Below are 17,771 nucleotides of genomic sequence, written 5' to 3'. Positions count from 1 at the left end.
GGTCTGGGCCGGGGCTGACTGCGAAAACCCCCTCCCCCTAGCCCCCTCCCGCGAGGGGAGGGGGACTCGTTGAGCCGATGATCGAGCTGCGCCATCTCCGCTACTTCGTCGCCGTGGCCGAGGAGGGGCACGTCACCCGGGCGGCCGAGCGGCTGGGGATGCAGCAGCCGCCGCTGAGCCAGCAGATCAAGGCGCTGGAACAGGCTCTAGGCGTCACCCTCCTCCGCCGGTTGCCGCGCGGGGTGCAGCCGACCGAGAGCGGCCTGGTGCTGCTGGCCGAGGCGCGCGCGATCCTGGCCCAGCTCGACCGCGCGCTGGAGACGGTGCGCCGCACCGGGCGCGGCGAGCAGGGGCGCGTCGCCGTCGGCTTCACCAGCTCCGCCGCCTTCCACCCCTTCGTCTCCGCCGCCATCCGCGGCTTCCGCGAGGCCGCGCCGCAGGTCGAGATGGCGATGGAGGAGGCCAGCACCGGCGAGCTGGTCGAGGCGCTGCGCCTGGGCCGGCTGGACGCCGCCTTCATCCGCTCGCCGGTCGGCGATGCCGCCGGACTGGTGGTCGAGCCGCTGCTGGACGAACCGATGGTCGCGGTCGTGCCGGCCGGCCATCCGCTCGCCGCCAGCGAGGACCCGATCCCGCTCTCGGCGCTGGCCGAAGAGGCCTTCGTGCTGTACCGCCGTCCGAGCGGGCCGGGCCTCTATGATTCGATCATCGCCGCCTGCCGCGCCGCCGGCTTCAGCCCGCGCATCGCGCAGGAGGCGCCGCGCCTGGTGTCGACGCTGAGCCTGGTCGAGGCCGGTCTCGGCGTGTCGATCGTCCCGGCCTCGATGGCCCGGCTGGACGCCGGCGGCGTCGCCACCCTGCGCCTGGCCGCGCCCCTGGTCGCGCCGCTGCACCTGGCCCGCCGCGACGCCGAGCCGCTGGGCGCGACCCGGCGCTTCGTCGAGCATGTCCGCGGGATGGATCGGGCCTAGCGGGCGAAGCGCTTGGCCCCCGCCACGCACAGCACCACCGCGGCGGCGCAGCCCACCAGCCCCCAGCCGACCGGCTCATGCAGCAGCGTCGCGGCCAGGGCCAGGCCGAAGAAGGGCTGCAGCAGCTGCAGCTGGCTGACCGCGGCGATGCCGCCCAGCGCCAGGCCGCGATACCAGAAGATGAAGCCGATCAGCATCGAGAACAGCGAGACATAGGCGAGCGCGGCCAGCGCCGGCCAGCCGACCGCGGCCCAGGAGGAGGGCCAGGTCAGCAGCGACGCCGGCAGCGCCAGCGGCAGCGAGAGCAGGAGCGCCCAGGAGATCACCTGCCAGCCTCCGAGCCGGCGGGACAGCCGGGCGCCTTCGGCATAGCCCAGGCCGCAGGCCAGGATGGCGGCCAGCATCAGCCCGTCGCCGAGCAGCGAGGCCTCGCCCCCCTGGCGCAACGCATAGCCGCCGACGATCGCGGCGCCGAGCACGGAAAAGGCCCAGAAGGCCGGGCGCGGCCGTTCGCCGCCGCGCAGCACGCCGAACACCGCCGTCGCGATCGGCAGCAGGCCGACGAAGACGATGGCATGGGCCGAGGTGACATAGCGCAGCGCCAGCGCCGTCAGCAGCGGGAAACCGACCACGACGCCGAGTGCCACCACCACGAGCGGCCCGATGTCCGACCGTTCCGGCCGCCGCGGCCGCAGCGCCAGCAGCATCGCGGCGCCGAGCAGCCCGGCGATCGCCGCCCGCGCCAGGGTCAGGAACAGCGGGTCGAGGTCGAGCACCGCCACCCGGGTCGCCGGCAGCGAGCCGCTGAAGATGAGCACGCCGAGCAGGCCGTTGATCCAGCCCGCCGCCGCCTCGTTCGAGGATCCGATCGTCCGTGTCGCTTCCATGCCGCCGATCATGCCGGCCGGCGACGGCATGGGCCAGAGATGGTAGAGTACAGTTTCGCCGAACTGTCCTGGTCCGGAGCCTGGTACGGATGCTCGATCTGGTCCCTGCGTCGCGAAACGGCGCCACCCTTGTCTCGACCGTGATGGACGCCATCCGGCAGCGGATCGAGAGCCGCGCCCTGGCGCCGGGCGCCAAGGTGCCGTCGATCCGCCGCCTGGCCGAGTCGCTGGGCGTGTCGAAATCGACCGTGGTCGAGGCCTATGACCGGCTGGCGGCGGAGGGCGCGATCGCCGCCCGCCCCGGATCCGGCTTCTATGTCGCGCGGCGGGCGCAGCCCCTGACCCTGGCCGAGCCCGGCCGGCGGCTGGACCGCACCATCGACCCGCTGTGGATCGCCCGGCAGGCGTTGGAGGCGCCGGAAGCAGGCCTGTCACTGAAGCCGGGCTGCGGCTGGCTGCCGGCCGACTGGATGCCCGACCCGGCGATCCGGCGGGCGCTGCGCAGCCTGGCCCGGTCGGAGGGCGAAGGCCTGGTCGACTACGATTCGCCGCTCGGCTTCGCCCCCCTGCGCCGGCACCTGGCCGGACGGCTGGCGGAGCGCGGCATCGCCGCCGAGGCCGGGCAGATCCTGCTGGCCGACGGCGGCACCCAGGCGATCGACCTGATCGGCCGCTTCCTGCTGGAGCCGGGCGACGCCGTGCTGGTCGACGACCCCTGCTACTTCAACTTCCTCGGCGTGCTGCGCGCCCACCGGGCCCGGGTGATCGGCGTGCCGCGCACCCCGGCGGGCCCGGACCTGGACGCCTTCGCCCGCGCTGCGGCGGAGCACCGGCCGAAGCTCTACGTCACCAACGCCGCCCTGCACAACCCGACCGGCGCCAGCCTGGCGCCGCAGATGGCGCACCGGCTGCTGATGCTGGCCGAGGCCCATGACCTGGTGGTGGTCGAGGACGACATCTTCGCCGATTTCGAGTCGGAGCCGTCGCCGCGCCTGGCCGCGCTGGACGGGCTGCAGCGGGTGATCCATATCGGCAGCTTCTCCAAGACCCTGTCGGCGGCGGTGCGCTGCGGCTTCATCGCCGCCCGGCCGGACTGGATCGAGGGGCTGACCGACCTGAAGCTCGCCACCAGCTTCTCCAACGGCGCCCTGGCGGCGCGGCTGGTGCACCGGCTGCTGACCGACGGCAGCTACCGCCGCCATGTCGAGGGGCTGCGCGGCCGGCTGGCGCGGGCGATGGGTGAGACCGCGCGGCGGCTGGGCACGCTGGGCCTGGTGCCCTGGGTCGAGCCGCGCGGCGGCATGTTCCTGTGGGTCGCCCTGCCCGACGGCCTCGATTCGGCCGAGGTGGCGCGCCGCGCCTTGGCCCGCGACGTGGTGCTGGCGCCGGGCGACGTGTTCAGCCCGTCCCGCAGCGCCGGCCGCTACCTGCGCTTCAATGTTGCCCAGTCGGCCAGCCCGCAGATCTTCGCGGTGCTGGAGGAGGCGATGCGGGGGTGAGCGGCCGTAGGCTGGGTTTGCCATGACCTGGCGAACCCAACACTCGACCGGAGCCATGTTGGGTTCGCGGCCGCGAACCCAACCTACACAAGAAAAGGGCGCCCCGGTCGGGGCGTCCTTTTGTTTTCAGAACCGGACAGGCAATCAGGCCAGCTCGGGTTCCTTGGCCGCGTCGTCGGAGGAGACCGGCGCGGTCGGGTTCTCGATGTACTCGAACGCCAGGGTCTCGCCGTCCTCCGCCACGTCGACCCGGACCTGACCGCCCTTGACCAGCTTGCCGAACAGGAGCTCGTTCGCCAGCGGCTTCTTGATGTGCTCCTGGATCACCCGGGCCATCGGCCGGGCGCCGTAGAGCTCGTCGTAGCCGCGCTTCACCAGCCACTGCCGCGCCGCCGAGGACAGCTCGATGGTGACGTGCCGGTCGGCCAGCTGGGTCTCGAGCTGGATCACGAACTTGTCGACCACCTGCGACACGATCTCCGGCGTCAGATGGCCGAAGGGGATGATGGCGTCGAGCCGGTTGCGGAACTCCGGCGTGAACATCCGGTTGATCGCCTCCTTGTCCGCATCCTCCTTGCGGGTCGCGCCGAAGCCGATCGACTGCCTGGTCAGCTCGGTCGCGCCGGCGTTGGTGGTCATGATCAGGATGACGTTGCGGAAATCGACCGACTTGCCGTTGTGGTCGGTCAGCTTCCCGTGATCCATGATCTGCAGCAGGATGTTGAAGACGTCCGGATGCGCCTTCTCGATCTCGTCCAAGAGCAGCACGCAGTGCGGGTGCTGGTCGACCGAATCGGTCATCAGCCCGCCCTGGTCGAAGCCGACATAGCCCGGAGGGGCGCCGATCAGCCGGCTGACCGAGTGCCGCTCCATGTATTCCGACATGTCGAAGCGCACCAGCTCGATGCCCAGCAGCTTGGACAGCTGCCGCGCCACCTCGGTCTTGCCGACGCCGGTCGGGCCGGAGAACAGGTAGTTGCCGATCGGCTTCTCCGGCTCCCGCAAGCCCGCGCGGGCCAGCTTGATCGCCGCCGACAGGGCGTCGATCGCCGGGTCCTGGCCGAACACCAGGGTCTTCAGGTCGCGGTCGAGGGTCTGCAGCAGCGCCTTGTCGTCGCGGCTGACGCTCTTCGGCGGGATCCGGGCGATCTTCGCCACCACCGCCTCGACGTCGCGCATGCCGATGGTCTTCTTCCGCCGTGACGGCGGCAGCAGCATCTGGGCGGCGCCGGCCTCGTCGATCACGTCGATCGCCTTGTCCGGCAGCTTGCGGTCGCCGATGTAGCGGGCCGACAGCTCCACCGCGGTGCGGATGGCATCGGCCGTGTAGCGCACCTGGTGGTGCTTCTCGTAATAGGTCTTCAGGCCCTGCAGGATCTTGACCGTGTCGTCGATCGTCGGCTCGTTGACGTCGATCTTCTGGAACCGGCGCACCAGGGCGCGGTCCTTCTCGAAGTAGTTCCGGTATTCCTTGTAGGTGGTCGAGCCGATGCATTTCAGCGCGCCCGAGGCCAGGGCCGGCTTCAGCAGGTTGGAGGCGTCCATCGCCCCGCCCGAGGTGGCGCCGGCGCCGATCACGGTGTGGATCTCGTCGATGAACAGCACCGCGCCGGGCAGGTTCTCCAGCTCGGTCATCACCGCCTTCAGCCGCTCCTCGAAATCGCCGCGGTAGCGGGTGCCGGCCAGGAGCGCGCCCATGTCGAGGGCGAAGATGGTGGCGTCGGCCAGGACCGGCGGCACCTCGCCGTCGACGATGCGGCGGGCCAGGCCCTCGGCGATCGCGGTCTTGCCGACCCCGGGGTCGCCGACATAGAGCGGGTTGTTCTTCGAGCGGCGACAGAGGATCTGGATCGTCCGCTCGATCTCGGCCTCGCGGCCGATCAGCGGGTCGATCTTGCCCTTCGACGCCTTCTCGTTGAGGTTGACGCAATAGGTCCTGAGCGCCTCCGAGCCCTTCTTCACGACCTTCTCCGCCTGCGCATCCTCGTCGGCGCCCGAGACCGGACGCGATTCCCCCGCCCCGGCGCCGCCGGCGCGCGCGCCGCCCGAGGCGCCGGCCTTGGCGATGCCGTGGCTGATGTAGTTGACGGCGTCGAAGCGGGACATGTCCTGCTCCTGCAGGAAGTACACCGCGTGGCTCTCGCGCTCGGAGAACAGGGCGACCAGGACGTTGGCGCCGGTCACCTCCTCCCGCCCCGAGGACTGGACGTGGATGGCGGCGCGCTGCAGCACGCGCTGGAAGCCGGCGGTCGGCTTCGCGTCCTCGATCCCGTCGATCTTCAGGGTCGCGAGCTCGGTGTCGATGTAGCCGACGAGGTCGCGGCGCAGCTTTTCGAGATTGACGCCGCAGGCGCGCATCACCGCGACGGCGTCCTGGTCCTCGGACAATGCCAGCAGCAAGTGCTCGAGCGTGGCGTATTCGTGCCGTCGCTCATTGGCGAAAGCGAGGGCCCTGTGCAGCGTCTGCTCCAGATTCCGCGAGAGCATCGGTCGTCCCCATGCCGGGAGGGCCTGCCAGACCTCTGGTCAGGCCTTCTCAAGAATACATTGTAGAGGATGCTGATTGCGGCGCGCGAAGTCCATCACCTGCGCCACCTTCGTCTCCGCCACCTCGTAGGTGAAAACGCCGCAGACGCCCACACCCCGACGGTGAACATGGAGCATGATGGTGGTGGCTTCCTCGCGGCTCTTCGCGAAGAAGCGTTCCAGGACATGGACGACGAACTCCATCGGCGTGTAATCGTCGTTCAGCATCAGGACCTTGTACATGGACGGCTTCTTCGTCCGTGGCCTGGTCTGAACGACAACCCCGGTGCCGGCGTCGTTGCCGCCTCCTCGATCATCCTTCCGTTCGGTGTCGCTCATGGATATGGGATGCGTGCTGCCGGTTTTGAACCCGATCATGATGATAGTGCTGTGGGGGCCGAAGGAGTAGGCCTGCAATGCGGAAAGAGTGTGGATAGCTGAAATGCGAACGGCCCCGGCGACGTCATGTCGCCGGGGCCGTGGGCCGCTGGTCCGGGGGAGGAGGCCGGATCAGGCGGCGAGCGGCTTGGACAGGGTCTCGACCGCGACGTTGACGCGGGCGGCGATCGGCGCCACGGCGTCGTTGGTCACCTTCAGGCCCAGCTCCGACAGCTTGCTGCTCTCGGCGACGAGGCCGTCGAAGGCGGTCTTGCCGTAGGTCGACTGCAGGTCGACGACCTCGCGCAGGGTCTTGGCGGCGAACAGCGAGCGGGTCGCCTCGGCGGCCTGCTCGGCGGCGCCGTGCTGCAGGGCGAACCAGGCGCGGGTCAGCTGCTCGGTGCCCTGGGCGAAGACGGCGGCCGACGCGAACACGGCGTCGACATTGCCCTTGGCGAAGGCGACCAGGTCGTCGAAGTTCTTGGTCGCGGCCTGGGTGGCCTTCTCGAACTGGTCCTTGGACAGGGCGAGGCCCTGGGCGAGGTTCTTCTCGACGGCGGCCTGGCCGGCCTTGACGGTGTCTGCCACGGTGTCCCTCACGATGTCGGTGTTGGTGTCGACGGCGGCGAGCTTGCTCGCGCCGGCACGGCTCTTGGCGGTGGTGGTCATGACGACGGCTCCAAATGCTCCGCAGCGGGACCGTCGCCGCCCGGGGCGCCGCCCAGCCATGCTGCACTGCAACATGCCGCCTTTATGAGCAGACCGATTCGATCTGTCAACATTTTTTGTGCACTGCAACATGCCGGACAAATGGCGGCTCGCCGCCGAGGCCGTTGCCTCGGGATCGGCGATGCTGTCAGGATGTCTGCAACCGGACAGGCATTCGGGACCGGCATCTTTTTGCCATGTTCACGAATTGGTTTATGGACAAAAATCAACGGGTTAAATTAGACTTCTGAAATCACGCTTGAATCAAGATCCGCAAGCGGCGTGGGCGGGGGGTCGGCATGGCAGGTTTCGTTGCGCGATCGGCGGCAGTCTTTCTTGCCTGCCTCGCTTTGGCGCTTCTGCCCGCCCGGGCGGAGGCGGCGTCGCGCTATGCCGCCTATGTCATCGACGCGCGCACCGGCGAGGTGCTGCACGAGGAGAACGCGAACCAGCAGCTGTACCCGGCGTCGCTGACCAAGCTGATGACGCTGTATCTGGCGTTCCACAGCCTGGAGCGGGGCGAGCTGACGCTGGACACGCGGCTGCCGGTGTCGAGCTACGCCGCCTCGCAGTCGCCGACCAAGCTGGGCCTGACGACCGGGTCCCGCATCCGGGTCGAGGACGCGGTCCTGGGACTGGTCACGCAGTCGGCCAATGACGCATCGGTGGTGCTGGCCGAGGCGATCGGCGGCAGCGAATCCCGCTTCACGCGGATGATGACGCAGCAGGCGCGGGCGCTGGGCATGAGCCGCACCACCTTCACCTCGACCAACGGCCTGCCGGATCCGGACAACGTCTCGACCGCGCACGACATGGCGGTGCTGGCCCGGGCGCTGATCAACGACTATCCGCAGTACTACCCCTATTTCGCGACCAAGAACTTCCGCTATCGCGGCCGCAACTTCCCGAACCACAACCGGCTGATGCAGTCCTATGCCGGCATGGACGGGATGAAGACCGGCTACATCCGGGCCGCGGGCTACAATCTGGTGGCGTCGGCCGTGCGCGGCCGCACCCGGCTGATCGGCGTGATCTTCGGCGGCACCAGCCCGATCGCCCGCAACGCCAAGATGGCGGAGATGCTGGACGAGGCCTTCGAGTCGCATGAGGGCACCGGCGCCTATGTCGCCCAGGCGCCGGCCGCGGCCACGCCGCGTGTGGCCGCCTCTCCGTTCCAGCCGCCGCTGCCGGACCGCCGGCCGGACGTGCTGGACGAACCGCTGCTGGCGGCGGCCGGGGGCGAGGGCGATGCCGAGGACGACGATGCTGCCGGCACCGACGGCATCGGCGCGATGATCGCGCTGCACGCCGCCGCCCGCCCCCGGGCCCAGCGCGTGGTCTTCGAGCCGGTGCCGAGCGCCCTGGCCGACATCCCCCTGCCCAAGCCGCGGCCGCTGCGCCGACGGTGACGCTGGCTTAGCCGCCTCCCCTCACTGTCATCACCGGGCTTGACCCGGTGATCCAGAGACCGTCGACGGCAGCCCGGGCCGTCCCTGGATTGCCGGGTCAAGCCCGGCAATGACAGGAAGGGAGGGGTGACGCATGGCCCGGAGGCCCGCCCCTACCCCCGCAACATCCCACCCTGCTTCTCGACCGCGGCGACGATCTTCTTGCCAACGGCCTCGATCGCCTCGTCGGTCAGGGTCGCCTCGATCGGCTGCAGCGTCACCGCCAGCGCCAGCGACTTGCGGCCTTCCGGCACGCCCGGGCCGCGATAGACGTCGAACAGGGCGACATCGGCGACCAGCGCCTTGTCCGCCCCCTTCGCCGCCTTGAGGATGCGGTCGGCCGGCACCGACTCCTCGACCACGAAGGCGAAATCGCGCACCACCGGCTGGAACGCCGCCAGCTTCAAGAGCGGCTTGGCCGTGCCCGCCTTCTTCTTCGGCTGCGGCACGGCGTCGAGGAAGACCTCGCAGCCGACCACCGGCCCGTCGACCACCAGCGCCGACAGCACCGCCGGGTGCAGCTCGCCGAAATGCGCCAGCACCGTCAGGCCCAGCCGCAGGCAGCCGGAGCGGCCCGGGTGGTACCAGTCCGGCGCGTCGGTCGAGACCGCGAGGTTGGCGACCGGCGCGCCCGCCGCCTCCAGCGCCGCGATGGCGTCGGCCTTGGCATCGAACACGTCGGCCGGCCGCGGCGGCTGCGCCCAGTGGCGCGGGCCGCTGAGGCCCGAGCGGACCGCGGCGGCGACCATGGCCTGGCCGGTCTCGGTGGCGTCGCGATAGGCCGGGCCGATCTCGAACAGCGCCGCGTCGGGCAGGCCCCGCGCGGCGTTGCGGCCGGCGGCCCGGATCAGGTTCGGCAGCACCGAGGGGCGCATCGTGTCGAGGTCCGACGCGATCGGGTTCAGGAGCTTCAGCCCGCTGTTCTGGAAGCCGAACCAGCCGGCGTCGCGCCCGTCCATGAAGGACCAGGTCACCGCCTCGTCCAGGCCGCGGCCGGCGAGGGTCCGGCGCACCAGCTCGCGCGCCTTCTGCGCCGGGCTGAGCGCCGGCTGGGTCAGCGGGGCCAGCCTCGGCAGCGACACCGCCGGAATGGCATCGTAGCCATTGACCCGCAGCACCTCCTCCACCAGATCGGCCTCGCCCTGCACGTCGCCGCGCCAGGACGGGACCGCGGCCTGGATCAGCCCGTCGGCGCCGTCCGAGATGCCGAAGCCCAGCGCCGACAGGATCTCCACCTGGCGGCCGCGCGGCACGGCGACGCCGCCCAGGCTCTCGACCCGGACGGGGCGCAGCGTCAACGTCCGGCGCCAGTCGGGCTCACGCCCGGCGATCACGAGTTGAGAAGCCTCGCCGCCGCACAGCTCCAGGATCATCCGGGTCGCCTGCTCGATGCCGGCGACCACCGCCGCCGGGTCGACGCCGCGCTCGAAGCGGTAGCGCGCATCGCTGCTGATGCCGAGCGCCCGGCCGCTCATGGCGGTGCGCACCGGGTCGAACAGCGCCGCCTCGAGGATCACCTCGGTGGTCTGCTCGGACACGCCGGTCGAGGCGCCGCCCATGATGCCGCCGAGGCTGAGCGGGCCGGTGTCGTCCTCGATCACGGTGACGCCGGCGCCGAGCGTGTAGGTCTTGTCGTTCAGCGCCGCCAGCGTCTCGCCGCCCTGCGACAGGCGGAGCCTCAAGCCCCCGCGGACCTTGCCCTGGTCGAAGACATGCAGCGGCCGGTTGCGGTCGAAGGTGAAGTAGTTGGTGATGTCGACCAGCAGCGAGATCGGCCTGAGCCCGATCGCCTTCAGCCGCGCCTGCAGCCAGGCCGGGCTGGGGCCGTCCCTCACCCCACGGAACACCCGGGCGGCGAACATCGGGCAGGCCGCGGCGGCATCGGCTGGGAAGTCGAGATCGACCGTCAGGTCGGTCCGGAAACTGCCGGCGACCGGCGTCTCGTCCAGCGGCTTCAGCGTGCCGAGGCCGGCGGCGGCGAGGTCGCGGGCGATGCCGCGGATGCCGGCGCAGTCGGCCCGGTCCGGGGTCAGCCCGATCTCGATCACCGGGTCGTCGAGGCCGCGCCAAGCGGCGAAGGAGGCGCCGAGCGGCGCGTCCTGCGGCAGGTCGATGATGCCGTCATGCTCGTCCGACAGGCCGAGCTCGCGCTCCGACACCAGCATGCCGTTCGAGGCCTCGCCGCGGATCGTCCCGGCCTTGAGGTCGATCTTGGTGCCCGGGATGTACGACCCGGCCGGCGCGAACACGCCCTTCATGCCGGTGCGGGCGTTGGGCGCGCCGCACACCACCTGCACCTCGCCGCGGCCGGTGTCGACGATGCAGACCCGCAGCCGATCGGCGTTCGGGTGCTGCACCGCCGACTTCACATAAGCGATGGTGAAGGGCGCCAGGGCGGCGGCCGGGTCCTCGACGCCGTCGACCTCGAGCCCGAGGCTGGTCAGCGTGTCGGTGATCTGGCCCAGCGACGCCGTGGTGTCGAGATGGTCCTTAAGCCAGGACAGCGTGAATTTCATGATCTCGGCCTCGTGCGGCGGGCGGTCTAGCGGGTCAGGCCGGTGGCCAGGCTGGGAACGTCGAGCGGCACGAAGCCGTAGTGCTTCAGCCAGCGCAGATCGGCCTCGAAGAAGGTGCGCAGGTCGGGGATGCCGTATTTCAGCATCGCCGGCCGCTCGATCCCCATGCCGAAGGCGAAGCCCTGGTAGCGGGTCGAGTCGATGCCGCAGGCCTCCAGCACCTTGGGATGGACCATGCCGCAGCCCAGGATCTCGAGCCAGTCGCCGTAATTGCCCAGCTTCAGCTCGCCGCCCTTGCGCGAGCAGCCGATGTCGACCTCGGCCGACGGCTCGGTGAAGGGGAAGAAGCTGGGGCGGAAGCGGATCGGCAGGTCCGGCACGTCGAAGAAGGCGCGGCAGAACTCCAGCAGGCAGCCGCGCAGATGGCCCATATGAATGGCCTCGTCGATCACCAGCCCCTCGATCTGATGGAACATCGGGGTGTGGGTCTGGTCGTAATCCGAGCGGAAGGTCCGGCCCGGCGCGACGATGCGGATCGGCGGCGTCTGCGACAGCATGGTGCGGATCTGCACCGGCGAGGTGTGGGTGCGCAGCACCGCCGCCTTCCCGTCCGGACGGTCCGGCAGATAGAAGGTGTCGTGCATCTGCCGCGCCGGATGCTCCGGCGGGATGTTCAGGGCGGTGAAGTTGTGCCAGTCGTCCTCGATGTCCGGGCCTTCGGCGACGGTGAAGCCCATCTCGGCGAAGATCGCCACCATCTCGTCGCGGGTCTGGCTGATCGGGTGGATCCGGCCGGTCCGCTCCGGCCGCGGCGGCAGGGTGACGTCGACCGTCTCGCGCGCCAGCCGGGCGTCCAGCGCCGCCCGCTCCAGCTCCGCCTTGCGGGCGTCGAGCAGGGCGGTGATCTCGTCCTTGGCCACGTTCAGCGCCGCGCCGAAGGCCTTGCGCGCCTCCGGGTCGAGGTCGCGCAGGCCCGCCATCAGGCCGGTCAGGCTGCCCTTCTTGCCCAGCGCCGCGACCCGCACGGCGTCCAGGGCCGCGAGATCCGGGGCCTGGGCCAGCGCCGCGGCCACTTCGCGCTTCAGCGTCTCTACCTGTTCCATCGCCTGTATCCTCGATGGTGGTCCCGGTTGTCCGGGGGGCCGGCAACCGGCCATGAAAAAAGGGGCCGAGCCCTCAGGCCCGACCCCCGCTTCCTTTCGCTTTATCCGATCCCGCCGGGGCGGGAGGGGATCAAGCGGCGTTCTTGAGCGCGGCCTGGGCCTGATCGACCAAGGCCTTAAACGACTCCGGCTCGCGCGTGGCGATGTCGGACATGACCTTGCGGTCGATGTCGATGCCGGCCAGCTTGATGCCGTGCATGAACTTCGAATAGGTCAGGCCGTGCTCGCGCACGCCGGCGTTGATGCGCTGGATCCACAGGCCGCGGAAGTCGCGCTTCTTGTTGCGCCGGTCGCGATACGCGTAGCGCAGCGCCTTCTCGACCTTCTCGATCGCGACGCGATAGTTGGTCGAAGCGCGGCCGCGGTAGCCCTTGGCGAGCTTGAGGATCTTCTTGTGGCGGGCGTGGCTGGTGACGCCGCGGGAAACTCGTGCCATCTGTCAGCGCTCCTCTGCTCAGCCGTTGACCAGGAGATAGCGCTTCACCTTCGTCGCGTCGGCGTCGCACATGATCTTGGTGCCCTGGTTCCGCTCCTTGGCCGCCTTGGTCTTGGTCAGCAGGCGGTGGCGGCGATAGGCCGAGTTGTAGCGGACCTTGCCGGAGGCGGTCAGCCGGAAGCGCTTCTTGGCGCTGGAATGGGTCTTCATCTTGGGCATTTTCGGTCCTTCCGAAGGAAGACGATGGATGGGTGGTTGGGCATGCCCCGGGGATCGGACCCCGGCCTCGCCACCCGAACGGAGCGCGCGTTATAACGGCACGGGCGCGCGTTGACAAGCGCCGCATAAGCTGGGCTTAGTCGCCTCCTTCCCGCAACCACGAGACTCTGACCGAGACTCACTCTCAGCGAGCCTGTCCATGATTCCCGCTGTCATGCCGACCTATGCGCGTGCCGACCTCGTCTTCGAGCGGGGCGAAGGGGCGTATCTGTTCGGGACCGACGGGCGACGATACCTGGACTTCGCGGCGGGGATCGCGGTCGTGGCGCTGGGCCACTGCCACCCGCATCTGGTGAAGACCCTGCAGGAGCAGGGCGCCAAGCTGTGGCACGTCTCGAACCTGTACCGGATCCCGGAGGGCGAGCGCCTGGCCCAGCGGCTGGTCGACGCCACCTTCGCCGACACGGTGTTCTTCACCAACTCGGGCGCCGAGGCCTGGGAAGGCGCGACCAAGCTGGTGCGCAAGTACCACTACACCCGCGGCAACCCGAAGCGCTGGCGGATCATCACCGTCACCAACAGCTTCCACGGCCGCACCCTGGCCGCGATCTCGGCCGCCAAGGGCGAGAAGCTGATCAAGGGCTTCGGCCCGCTGGTCGAGGGCTTCGACCAGGTCGCCTGGGGCAACATGAACGAACTGCGCGCGGCGATCACCGACGAGACCGCGGCGATCTGCATCGAGCCGATCATCGGCGAGGGCGGCATCAAGGCCGCGACGCCGGAGTATCTGCGCGAGCTGCGCCGCGTCTGCGACGAGTTCGGCCTGCTGCTGTTCTTCGACGAGATCCAGTGCGGCTACGGCCGGACCGGCAGGTTCTTCGCCCATGAATGGGCCGGGATCACGCCGGACGTGATGTGCGTCGCCAAGGGCATCGGCGGCGGCTTCCCGCTCGGCGCCTTCATGGCGACCGAGGAGGCGGCCTGCGGCATGACCCCGGGCACGCACGGCTCGACCTATGCCGGCAACCCGCTGGCGACGGCGATCGGCAACGCCGTGCTCGACATCGTCCTGGCCGACGGCTTCTTCGAGGGGGTCGAGCGCACCGGCAAGCAGCTGAAGGCCGAGCTGGAGGCGCTGGTGGCGCGCCATCCGGCGGTGCTGGAGGAGGTGCGCGGCACCGGCCTGATGCTGGGCCTGAAATGCGTGCAGCCGAGCGACCAGATGGTCCCCGAGCTGCGCGCCGCCGGCCTCCTGACCGTCGGCGCCGGCGAGAACGTCATCCGCATCCTGCCGCCGCTGACCATCGGCGCGGCGGAAATCGCCGAGGCGATCTCGATCCTCGACAAGGTGTGCGCCGCCCGGGCGGCGAAGGCGGTGGCAAATGGCTGACGTCAAGCACTTCACCGATCTGCACCATCTGTCGAAGGCAGACCTGCGCCGGATCATCGACCGGTCGATCGAGCTGAAGCAGGCCGATCCGCGCGGCAATGCGTCGAAGCCGCTGGCCGGCCGCACCCTGGCGCTGATCTTCGAGAAGCCGTCGACCCGCACCCGCGTCTCCTTCGAGGTCGGGATGCGCCAGCTCGGCGGCGAGGTGGTGATGCTGACCGGCACCGAGATCCAGCTCGGCCGCGGCGAGACCATCGGCGACACCGCCCGGGTGCTGTCGCGCTATGTCGACATCATCATGCTGCGCACCTCGGACGAGGACCGGCTGCGCGAGATGGCCGAGAACGCCACGGTGCCGGTGATCAACGGCCTGACCGACGAGACCCATCCGTGCCAGCTGATGGCCGATGTGATGACCTTCGAGGAGAAGCGCGGGCCGATCGCCGGGCGCGTCGCCGCCTGGACCGGCGACGGCAACAACGTCGCCCGGTCCTGGATCCGCGCCGCCGGCATGTTCGACTTCGAGCTGCGCCTGGCCTGCCCGGACGAGCTGTCGCCGCCGGCCGACCTGATCCAGTGGGCGCATCGCGAAGGCGCCCGGATCTCGGTCGGCACCGACCCCGAGACCACGGTGCGCGGCGCCGACCTGGTGGTCACCGACACCTGGGTGTCGATGGGCGACAAGGACGCGCCGTCGCGCCACAACCTGCTGCGGCCCTACCAGGTCGACGAACGGCTGATGGCGCAGGCCAAGCCGGACGCCCTGTTCATGCACTGCCTGCCGGCCCATCGCGGCGAGGAGGTGACGGACGGGGTGATCGACGGCCCGCAATCGGTGGTCTGGGACGAGGCGGAGAACCGCCTGCACGCCCAGAAGGGCATCCTGCTGTGGTGCCTGGGAGCCCTGTGACGATGGCGCCGGTCACGACCGGGGGGGACGATCTCGTCCTCCCCTTCCAGATCGAGGCGTCGGGGCTGCGCGGCCGGCTGGTCCGGTTCGGCCCGCTGCTCGACGACATCCTCGGCCGCCACGCCTATCCCGAGCCGGTCGCCCATCTGCTGGCCGAGACGGTGGTGCTGACCTCCCTTCTGGCCAGCGCGCTCAAATACGAGGGCGTGTTCACCCTGCAGGCCAAGGGCGACGGGCCGGTGCGGCTGGTGGTGGCCGACGTCACCAGCGACGGCGCGGTCCGCGCCAACGCCATGTTCGACGAGGCCCGCCTGATCGACCCCGACTCCCCCGGCACCGCCACCACGGTGCCGGCGCTGCTGGGCAAGGGCCACCTGGCCTTCACCGTCGACCAGGGCCAGGACACCGAGCGCTACCAGGGCATCGTCGACCTCTCCGGCGAGACGCTGTGGGAATGCGCCCAGCATTATTTCCGGCAGTCGGAGCAGTTGCAGGCCGGGCTGCGCTCGGCCGTCGGGCACGGCCCGTCCGGCTGGCGCGGCGGCGGCATCATGCTGCAGCGCCTGCCCGACCCCGAGAAGCAGGTGCCGACCGACCGCGAGGACGACTGGCGCCGCGCCATGGTGCTGCTCGGCTCCGCCACCGATGACGAGCTGACCCAGCCGGCCCTGTCCGGCGAGGCGCTGCTGTACCGTCTCTATAATGAGGACGGGGTGCGGGTCTTCCCGCCCCAGCCGATGCGCTTCTCCTGCCGCTGCTCGCGCGAGCGGGTGGCGTCGATGCTGAAGTCGATGCCGAAGGCGGAGATCGAGAGCCTGGCCGTCGACGGCCGGGTCGAGGTCGCCTGCGAGTTCTGCAACACCCGCTACGATTTCGACCGGGACCAGCTGGCTGCTCTTTACGCGGCGTGAGAGCCTGCGCGACGTCGGCCAACGATCGAATCAAACTGTCATGCCCGGGCTTGACCCGGGCATCCAGAGGATGTCGAGACCTTCTGGATTGCCGGGTCAAGCCCGGCAATGACAATAAGGAAGAGCTCCGGTTTTGGAGCGTTTGCTTTCGAGCGCATCCTTCAGCGGAGGATCCGATGCCCCACCCGACCCGTCGCAGCCTGTTTGCCGGCGCCGCCCTTCTGCTGCTCGCCGCCTGCGGCGGACCGGAGCTGGCGAGCGTGGCGCCGGTGAGCTTCGCCGGCCGCCCGCCGATCCGGCTGAACCTCGCCCGCATCGACACCGTGAACCATAGCTCGACGCCTGGAGCGCAGAGGGTCACCCCGGCGCCGGCGATCCGCGATTGGGCCGCAGCGCGCCTTCAGGCCGGCGGCCGCGCCGGCACCGGACAGCTGATCATCCAGGAGGCCAGCCTGACCCGCGAGCCGCTGGCGACCCAGGGCGGCCTGACGGCGGTGTTCCGGGACCAACCCTCGCAGAGGCTGATCCTGCGGCTGGCGGCCCGTCTGGAGGTCGGCCCCGTCGGCGCCTACACCGGCGGCTATACCGATGTCAGGGTCGAGCGGTCGACCACCGTGACCGACGGCTCCAGCGTCGCCGACCAGAACCGCGCCGAGGCCGGGCTGCTGCAGGACGGGATGAACGAGTTCGACCGGCAGTTCGAGGCCAATATCCGGCAGTATCTGGCGCCTCTCGTGCTGCCGTAGCGGGAAGGTCGGGCCTGATTCCGTCGCGGCCCGGGCCGGCCCCAGGCCGGCCGGAACGCCCCCGAACTCCACCCGATTTCCTTTTCGTCCTGCTCTGTGGCACAAGGCGGGATATGAATTGTTCATAGCGGGTGTCCCGAGTTTCAGAGAAGGCATTCATGTCTGAGCCCGTCAAGGTCGCCGTCTTCCCCGTCGCAGGCCTCGGTACCCGGTCGCTGCCGGCCACCAAGGCGGTGCCGAAGGAGATGCTCTGCGTCGTCGACAAGCCGGTGCTGCAATACGCGGTCGAAGAGGCCAAGGCCGCCGGGATCGAGGAGTTCGTCTTCGTTTCCAGCCGCGGCAAGACCGCGCTGGAGGACCATTTCGACGAGAACGCCGAGCTCTACGCCACGCTGGAGGCCCGCAAGAAGGCGGAGCAGCTGAAGGCGGCGCGCGACGCCGAGCTGCCGCCCGGCCAGTTCAGCTTCGTCCGCCAGGCCCAGCCGCTGGGCCTCGGCCACGCCGTCTGGTGCGCCCGCCACCTGGTCGGCGACCGGCCTTTCGCGGTGCTGCTGCCGGACGAGATCTTCAAGTGCCGAACCCCGCTGCTGGCGCAGATGGTGCAGGCCTACGGCGCCCATGGCGGCAACCTGATCGCGGTGCGCGAGGTGCCGAAGGCGCTGACCTCGCGCTACGGCATCCTCGCCATCGGCCAGGACGACGGCACGGTGGCCGAGGTCACCGGCCTGGTCGAGAAGCCGAAGCCGGAGGAGGCCCCGTCCGACCTCTCGGTGGTCGGCCGCTACATCCTGCAGCCGGAGGTGTTCAGCCATCTCGACCGGCAGGAGCGCGGCGCCGGCGGCGAGATCCAGCTGACCGACGCGATGGCCCGGCTGATCGGCAGCCAGCCCTTCCATGGCGTGCGCTTCGAGGGCGACCGCTTCGATTGCGGCGACAAGGTCGGCTTCATCGCCGCCAATCTGGCCTACGGGCTGGACCGGCCGGACCTGTCCGCCGCGCTGCGCGAGGCCGTCGCCCGCTATCTGTGACCCGGCCGGCTGAGATCAGCCGGCGGAACTAGGGA

At 70.2% G+C, this 17,771-nt stretch carries 16 protein-coding genes; 8 read left to right on the top strand and 8 right to left on the bottom strand.

Going from position 1 to position 17,771, the window contains the following annotated elements:
• The first annotated feature begins 77 nt into the window (after positions 1 to 77).
• Positions 78 to 971 (top strand): LysR family transcriptional regulator, encoded by an 894-nt coding sequence (locus ACFW16_RS16815; RefSeq protein ID WP_380306965.1) that lies wholly within the window; start codon positions 78 to 80, stop codon positions 969 to 971.
• Here ACFW16_RS16815 and ACFW16_RS16810 read toward each other — a convergent pair.
• Entirely contained in the window at positions 968 to 1,858 is an 891-nt protein-coding gene (locus ACFW16_RS16810; protein ID WP_380306963.1) for a DMT family transporter, read from the bottom strand. The genes ACFW16_RS16815 and ACFW16_RS16810 overlap by 4 nt on opposite strands.
• Positions 1,859 to 1,947: 89 nt before the next feature.
• Between ACFW16_RS16810 and ACFW16_RS16805 the strand changes: the two genes are divergently transcribed.
• A complete protein-coding gene (locus ACFW16_RS16805; RefSeq protein WP_380306961.1) occupies positions 1,948 to 3,357 on the top strand; it encodes a PLP-dependent aminotransferase family protein in 1,410 nt (469 codons plus the stop codon).
• 144 nt (positions 3,358 to 3,501) lie between these two features.
• Here the strand turns inward: ACFW16_RS16805 and clpA are convergent, their stop codons facing one another.
• The 3 genes from clpA to ACFW16_RS16790 form a co-directional block, all read right to left on the bottom strand.
• The gene (gene clpA / locus ACFW16_RS16800) at positions 3,502 to 5,844 is read right to left on the bottom strand and encodes an ATP-dependent Clp protease ATP-binding subunit ClpA (RefSeq protein WP_380306959.1); all 2,343 of its coding nucleotides are present in this window, start codon (positions 5,842 to 5,844) and stop codon (positions 3,502 to 3,504) included.
• A gap of 39 nt (positions 5,845 to 5,883) precedes the next feature.
• Positions 5,884 to 6,222: an ATP-dependent Clp protease adapter ClpS gene (gene clpS / locus ACFW16_RS16795; RefSeq protein ID WP_034844418.1), complete on the bottom strand. Its 339-nt coding sequence runs from the start codon at positions 6,220 to 6,222 to the stop codon at positions 5,884 to 5,886.
• A gap of 171 nt (positions 6,223 to 6,393) precedes the next feature.
• Positions 6,394 to 6,930: a phasin family protein gene (locus ACFW16_RS16790; protein WP_380306957.1), complete on the bottom strand. Its 537-nt coding sequence runs from the start codon at positions 6,928 to 6,930 to the stop codon at positions 6,394 to 6,396.
• Between the two features lie 338 nt (positions 6,931 to 7,268).
• Here ACFW16_RS16790 and ACFW16_RS16785 point away from each other — a divergent pair, with 338 nt between their 5' ends.
• Positions 7,269 to 8,378: a D-alanyl-D-alanine carboxypeptidase family protein gene (locus ACFW16_RS16785; protein WP_380306955.1), complete on the top strand. Its 1,110-nt coding sequence runs from the start codon at positions 7,269 to 7,271 to the stop codon at positions 8,376 to 8,378.
• A 152-nt stretch (positions 8,379 to 8,530) separates the two neighbouring features.
• Here ACFW16_RS16785 and pheT read toward each other — a convergent pair whose 3' ends face one another.
• The 4 genes from pheT to rpmI form a co-directional block, all read right to left on the bottom strand.
• A complete protein-coding gene (gene pheT, locus ACFW16_RS16780; protein WP_380306953.1) occupies positions 8,531 to 10,933 on the bottom strand; it encodes a phenylalanine--tRNA ligase subunit beta in 2,403 nt (800 codons plus the stop codon).
• 26 nt (positions 10,934 to 10,959) lie between these two features.
• A complete protein-coding gene (pheS, locus tag ACFW16_RS16775; RefSeq protein WP_380306951.1) occupies positions 10,960 to 12,036 on the bottom strand; it encodes a phenylalanine--tRNA ligase subunit alpha in 1,077 nt (358 codons plus the stop codon).
• Between the two features lie 130 nt (positions 12,037 to 12,166).
• Positions 12,167 to 12,532, bottom strand: coding sequence for a 50S ribosomal protein L20 (gene rplT, locus ACFW16_RS16770; protein ID WP_342241425.1), 366 nt, complete (start codon positions 12,530 to 12,532; stop codon positions 12,167 to 12,169).
• An 18-nt stretch (positions 12,533 to 12,550) separates the two neighbouring features.
• A complete protein-coding gene (gene rpmI / locus ACFW16_RS16765) occupies positions 12,551 to 12,751 on the bottom strand; it encodes a 50S ribosomal protein L35 (RefSeq protein ID WP_342241424.1) in 201 nt (66 codons plus the stop codon).
• Between the two features lie 199 nt (positions 12,752 to 12,950).
• Between rpmI and ACFW16_RS16760 the strand changes: the two genes are divergently transcribed.
• From ACFW16_RS16760 to ACFW16_RS16740, 5 genes are all read left to right on the top strand, one after another.
• A complete protein-coding gene (locus tag ACFW16_RS16760; RefSeq protein WP_380306948.1) occupies positions 12,951 to 14,141 on the top strand; it encodes an aspartate aminotransferase family protein in 1,191 nt (396 codons plus the stop codon).
• Positions 14,134 to 15,051: an ornithine carbamoyltransferase gene (argF, locus tag ACFW16_RS16755; RefSeq protein WP_380306946.1), complete on the top strand. Its 918-nt coding sequence runs from the start codon at positions 14,134 to 14,136 to the stop codon at positions 15,049 to 15,051. Before ACFW16_RS16760 ends, argF begins: the two co-directional genes overlap by 8 nt.
• Positions 15,052 to 15,053: 2 nt before the next feature.
• Positions 15,054 to 15,962 (top strand): Hsp33 family molecular chaperone HslO, encoded by a 909-nt coding sequence (locus tag ACFW16_RS16750; RefSeq protein ID WP_380306944.1) that lies wholly within the window; start codon positions 15,054 to 15,056, stop codon positions 15,960 to 15,962.
• Between the two features lie 176 nt (positions 15,963 to 16,138).
• Positions 16,139 to 16,708: a hypothetical protein gene (locus tag ACFW16_RS16745; protein ID WP_380306942.1), complete on the top strand. Its 570-nt coding sequence runs from the start codon at positions 16,139 to 16,141 to the stop codon at positions 16,706 to 16,708.
• A gap of 158 nt (positions 16,709 to 16,866) precedes the next feature.
• The gene (locus tag ACFW16_RS16740; protein WP_380306940.1) at positions 16,867 to 17,736 is read left to right on the top strand and encodes a UTP--glucose-1-phosphate uridylyltransferase; all 870 of its coding nucleotides are present in this window, start codon (positions 16,867 to 16,869) and stop codon (positions 17,734 to 17,736) included.
• The last annotated feature ends 35 nt before the right edge of the window (positions 17,737 to 17,771 follow it).

This window comes from Inquilinus sp. NPDC058860, from assembly GCF_042743185.1.
Lineage (GTDB): Bacteria > Pseudomonadota > Alphaproteobacteria > DSM-16000 > Inquilinaceae > Inquilinus.
Note: the sequence above shows the minus strand (reverse complement) of the source record. Positions and strands in the feature narration are given on the sequence as shown.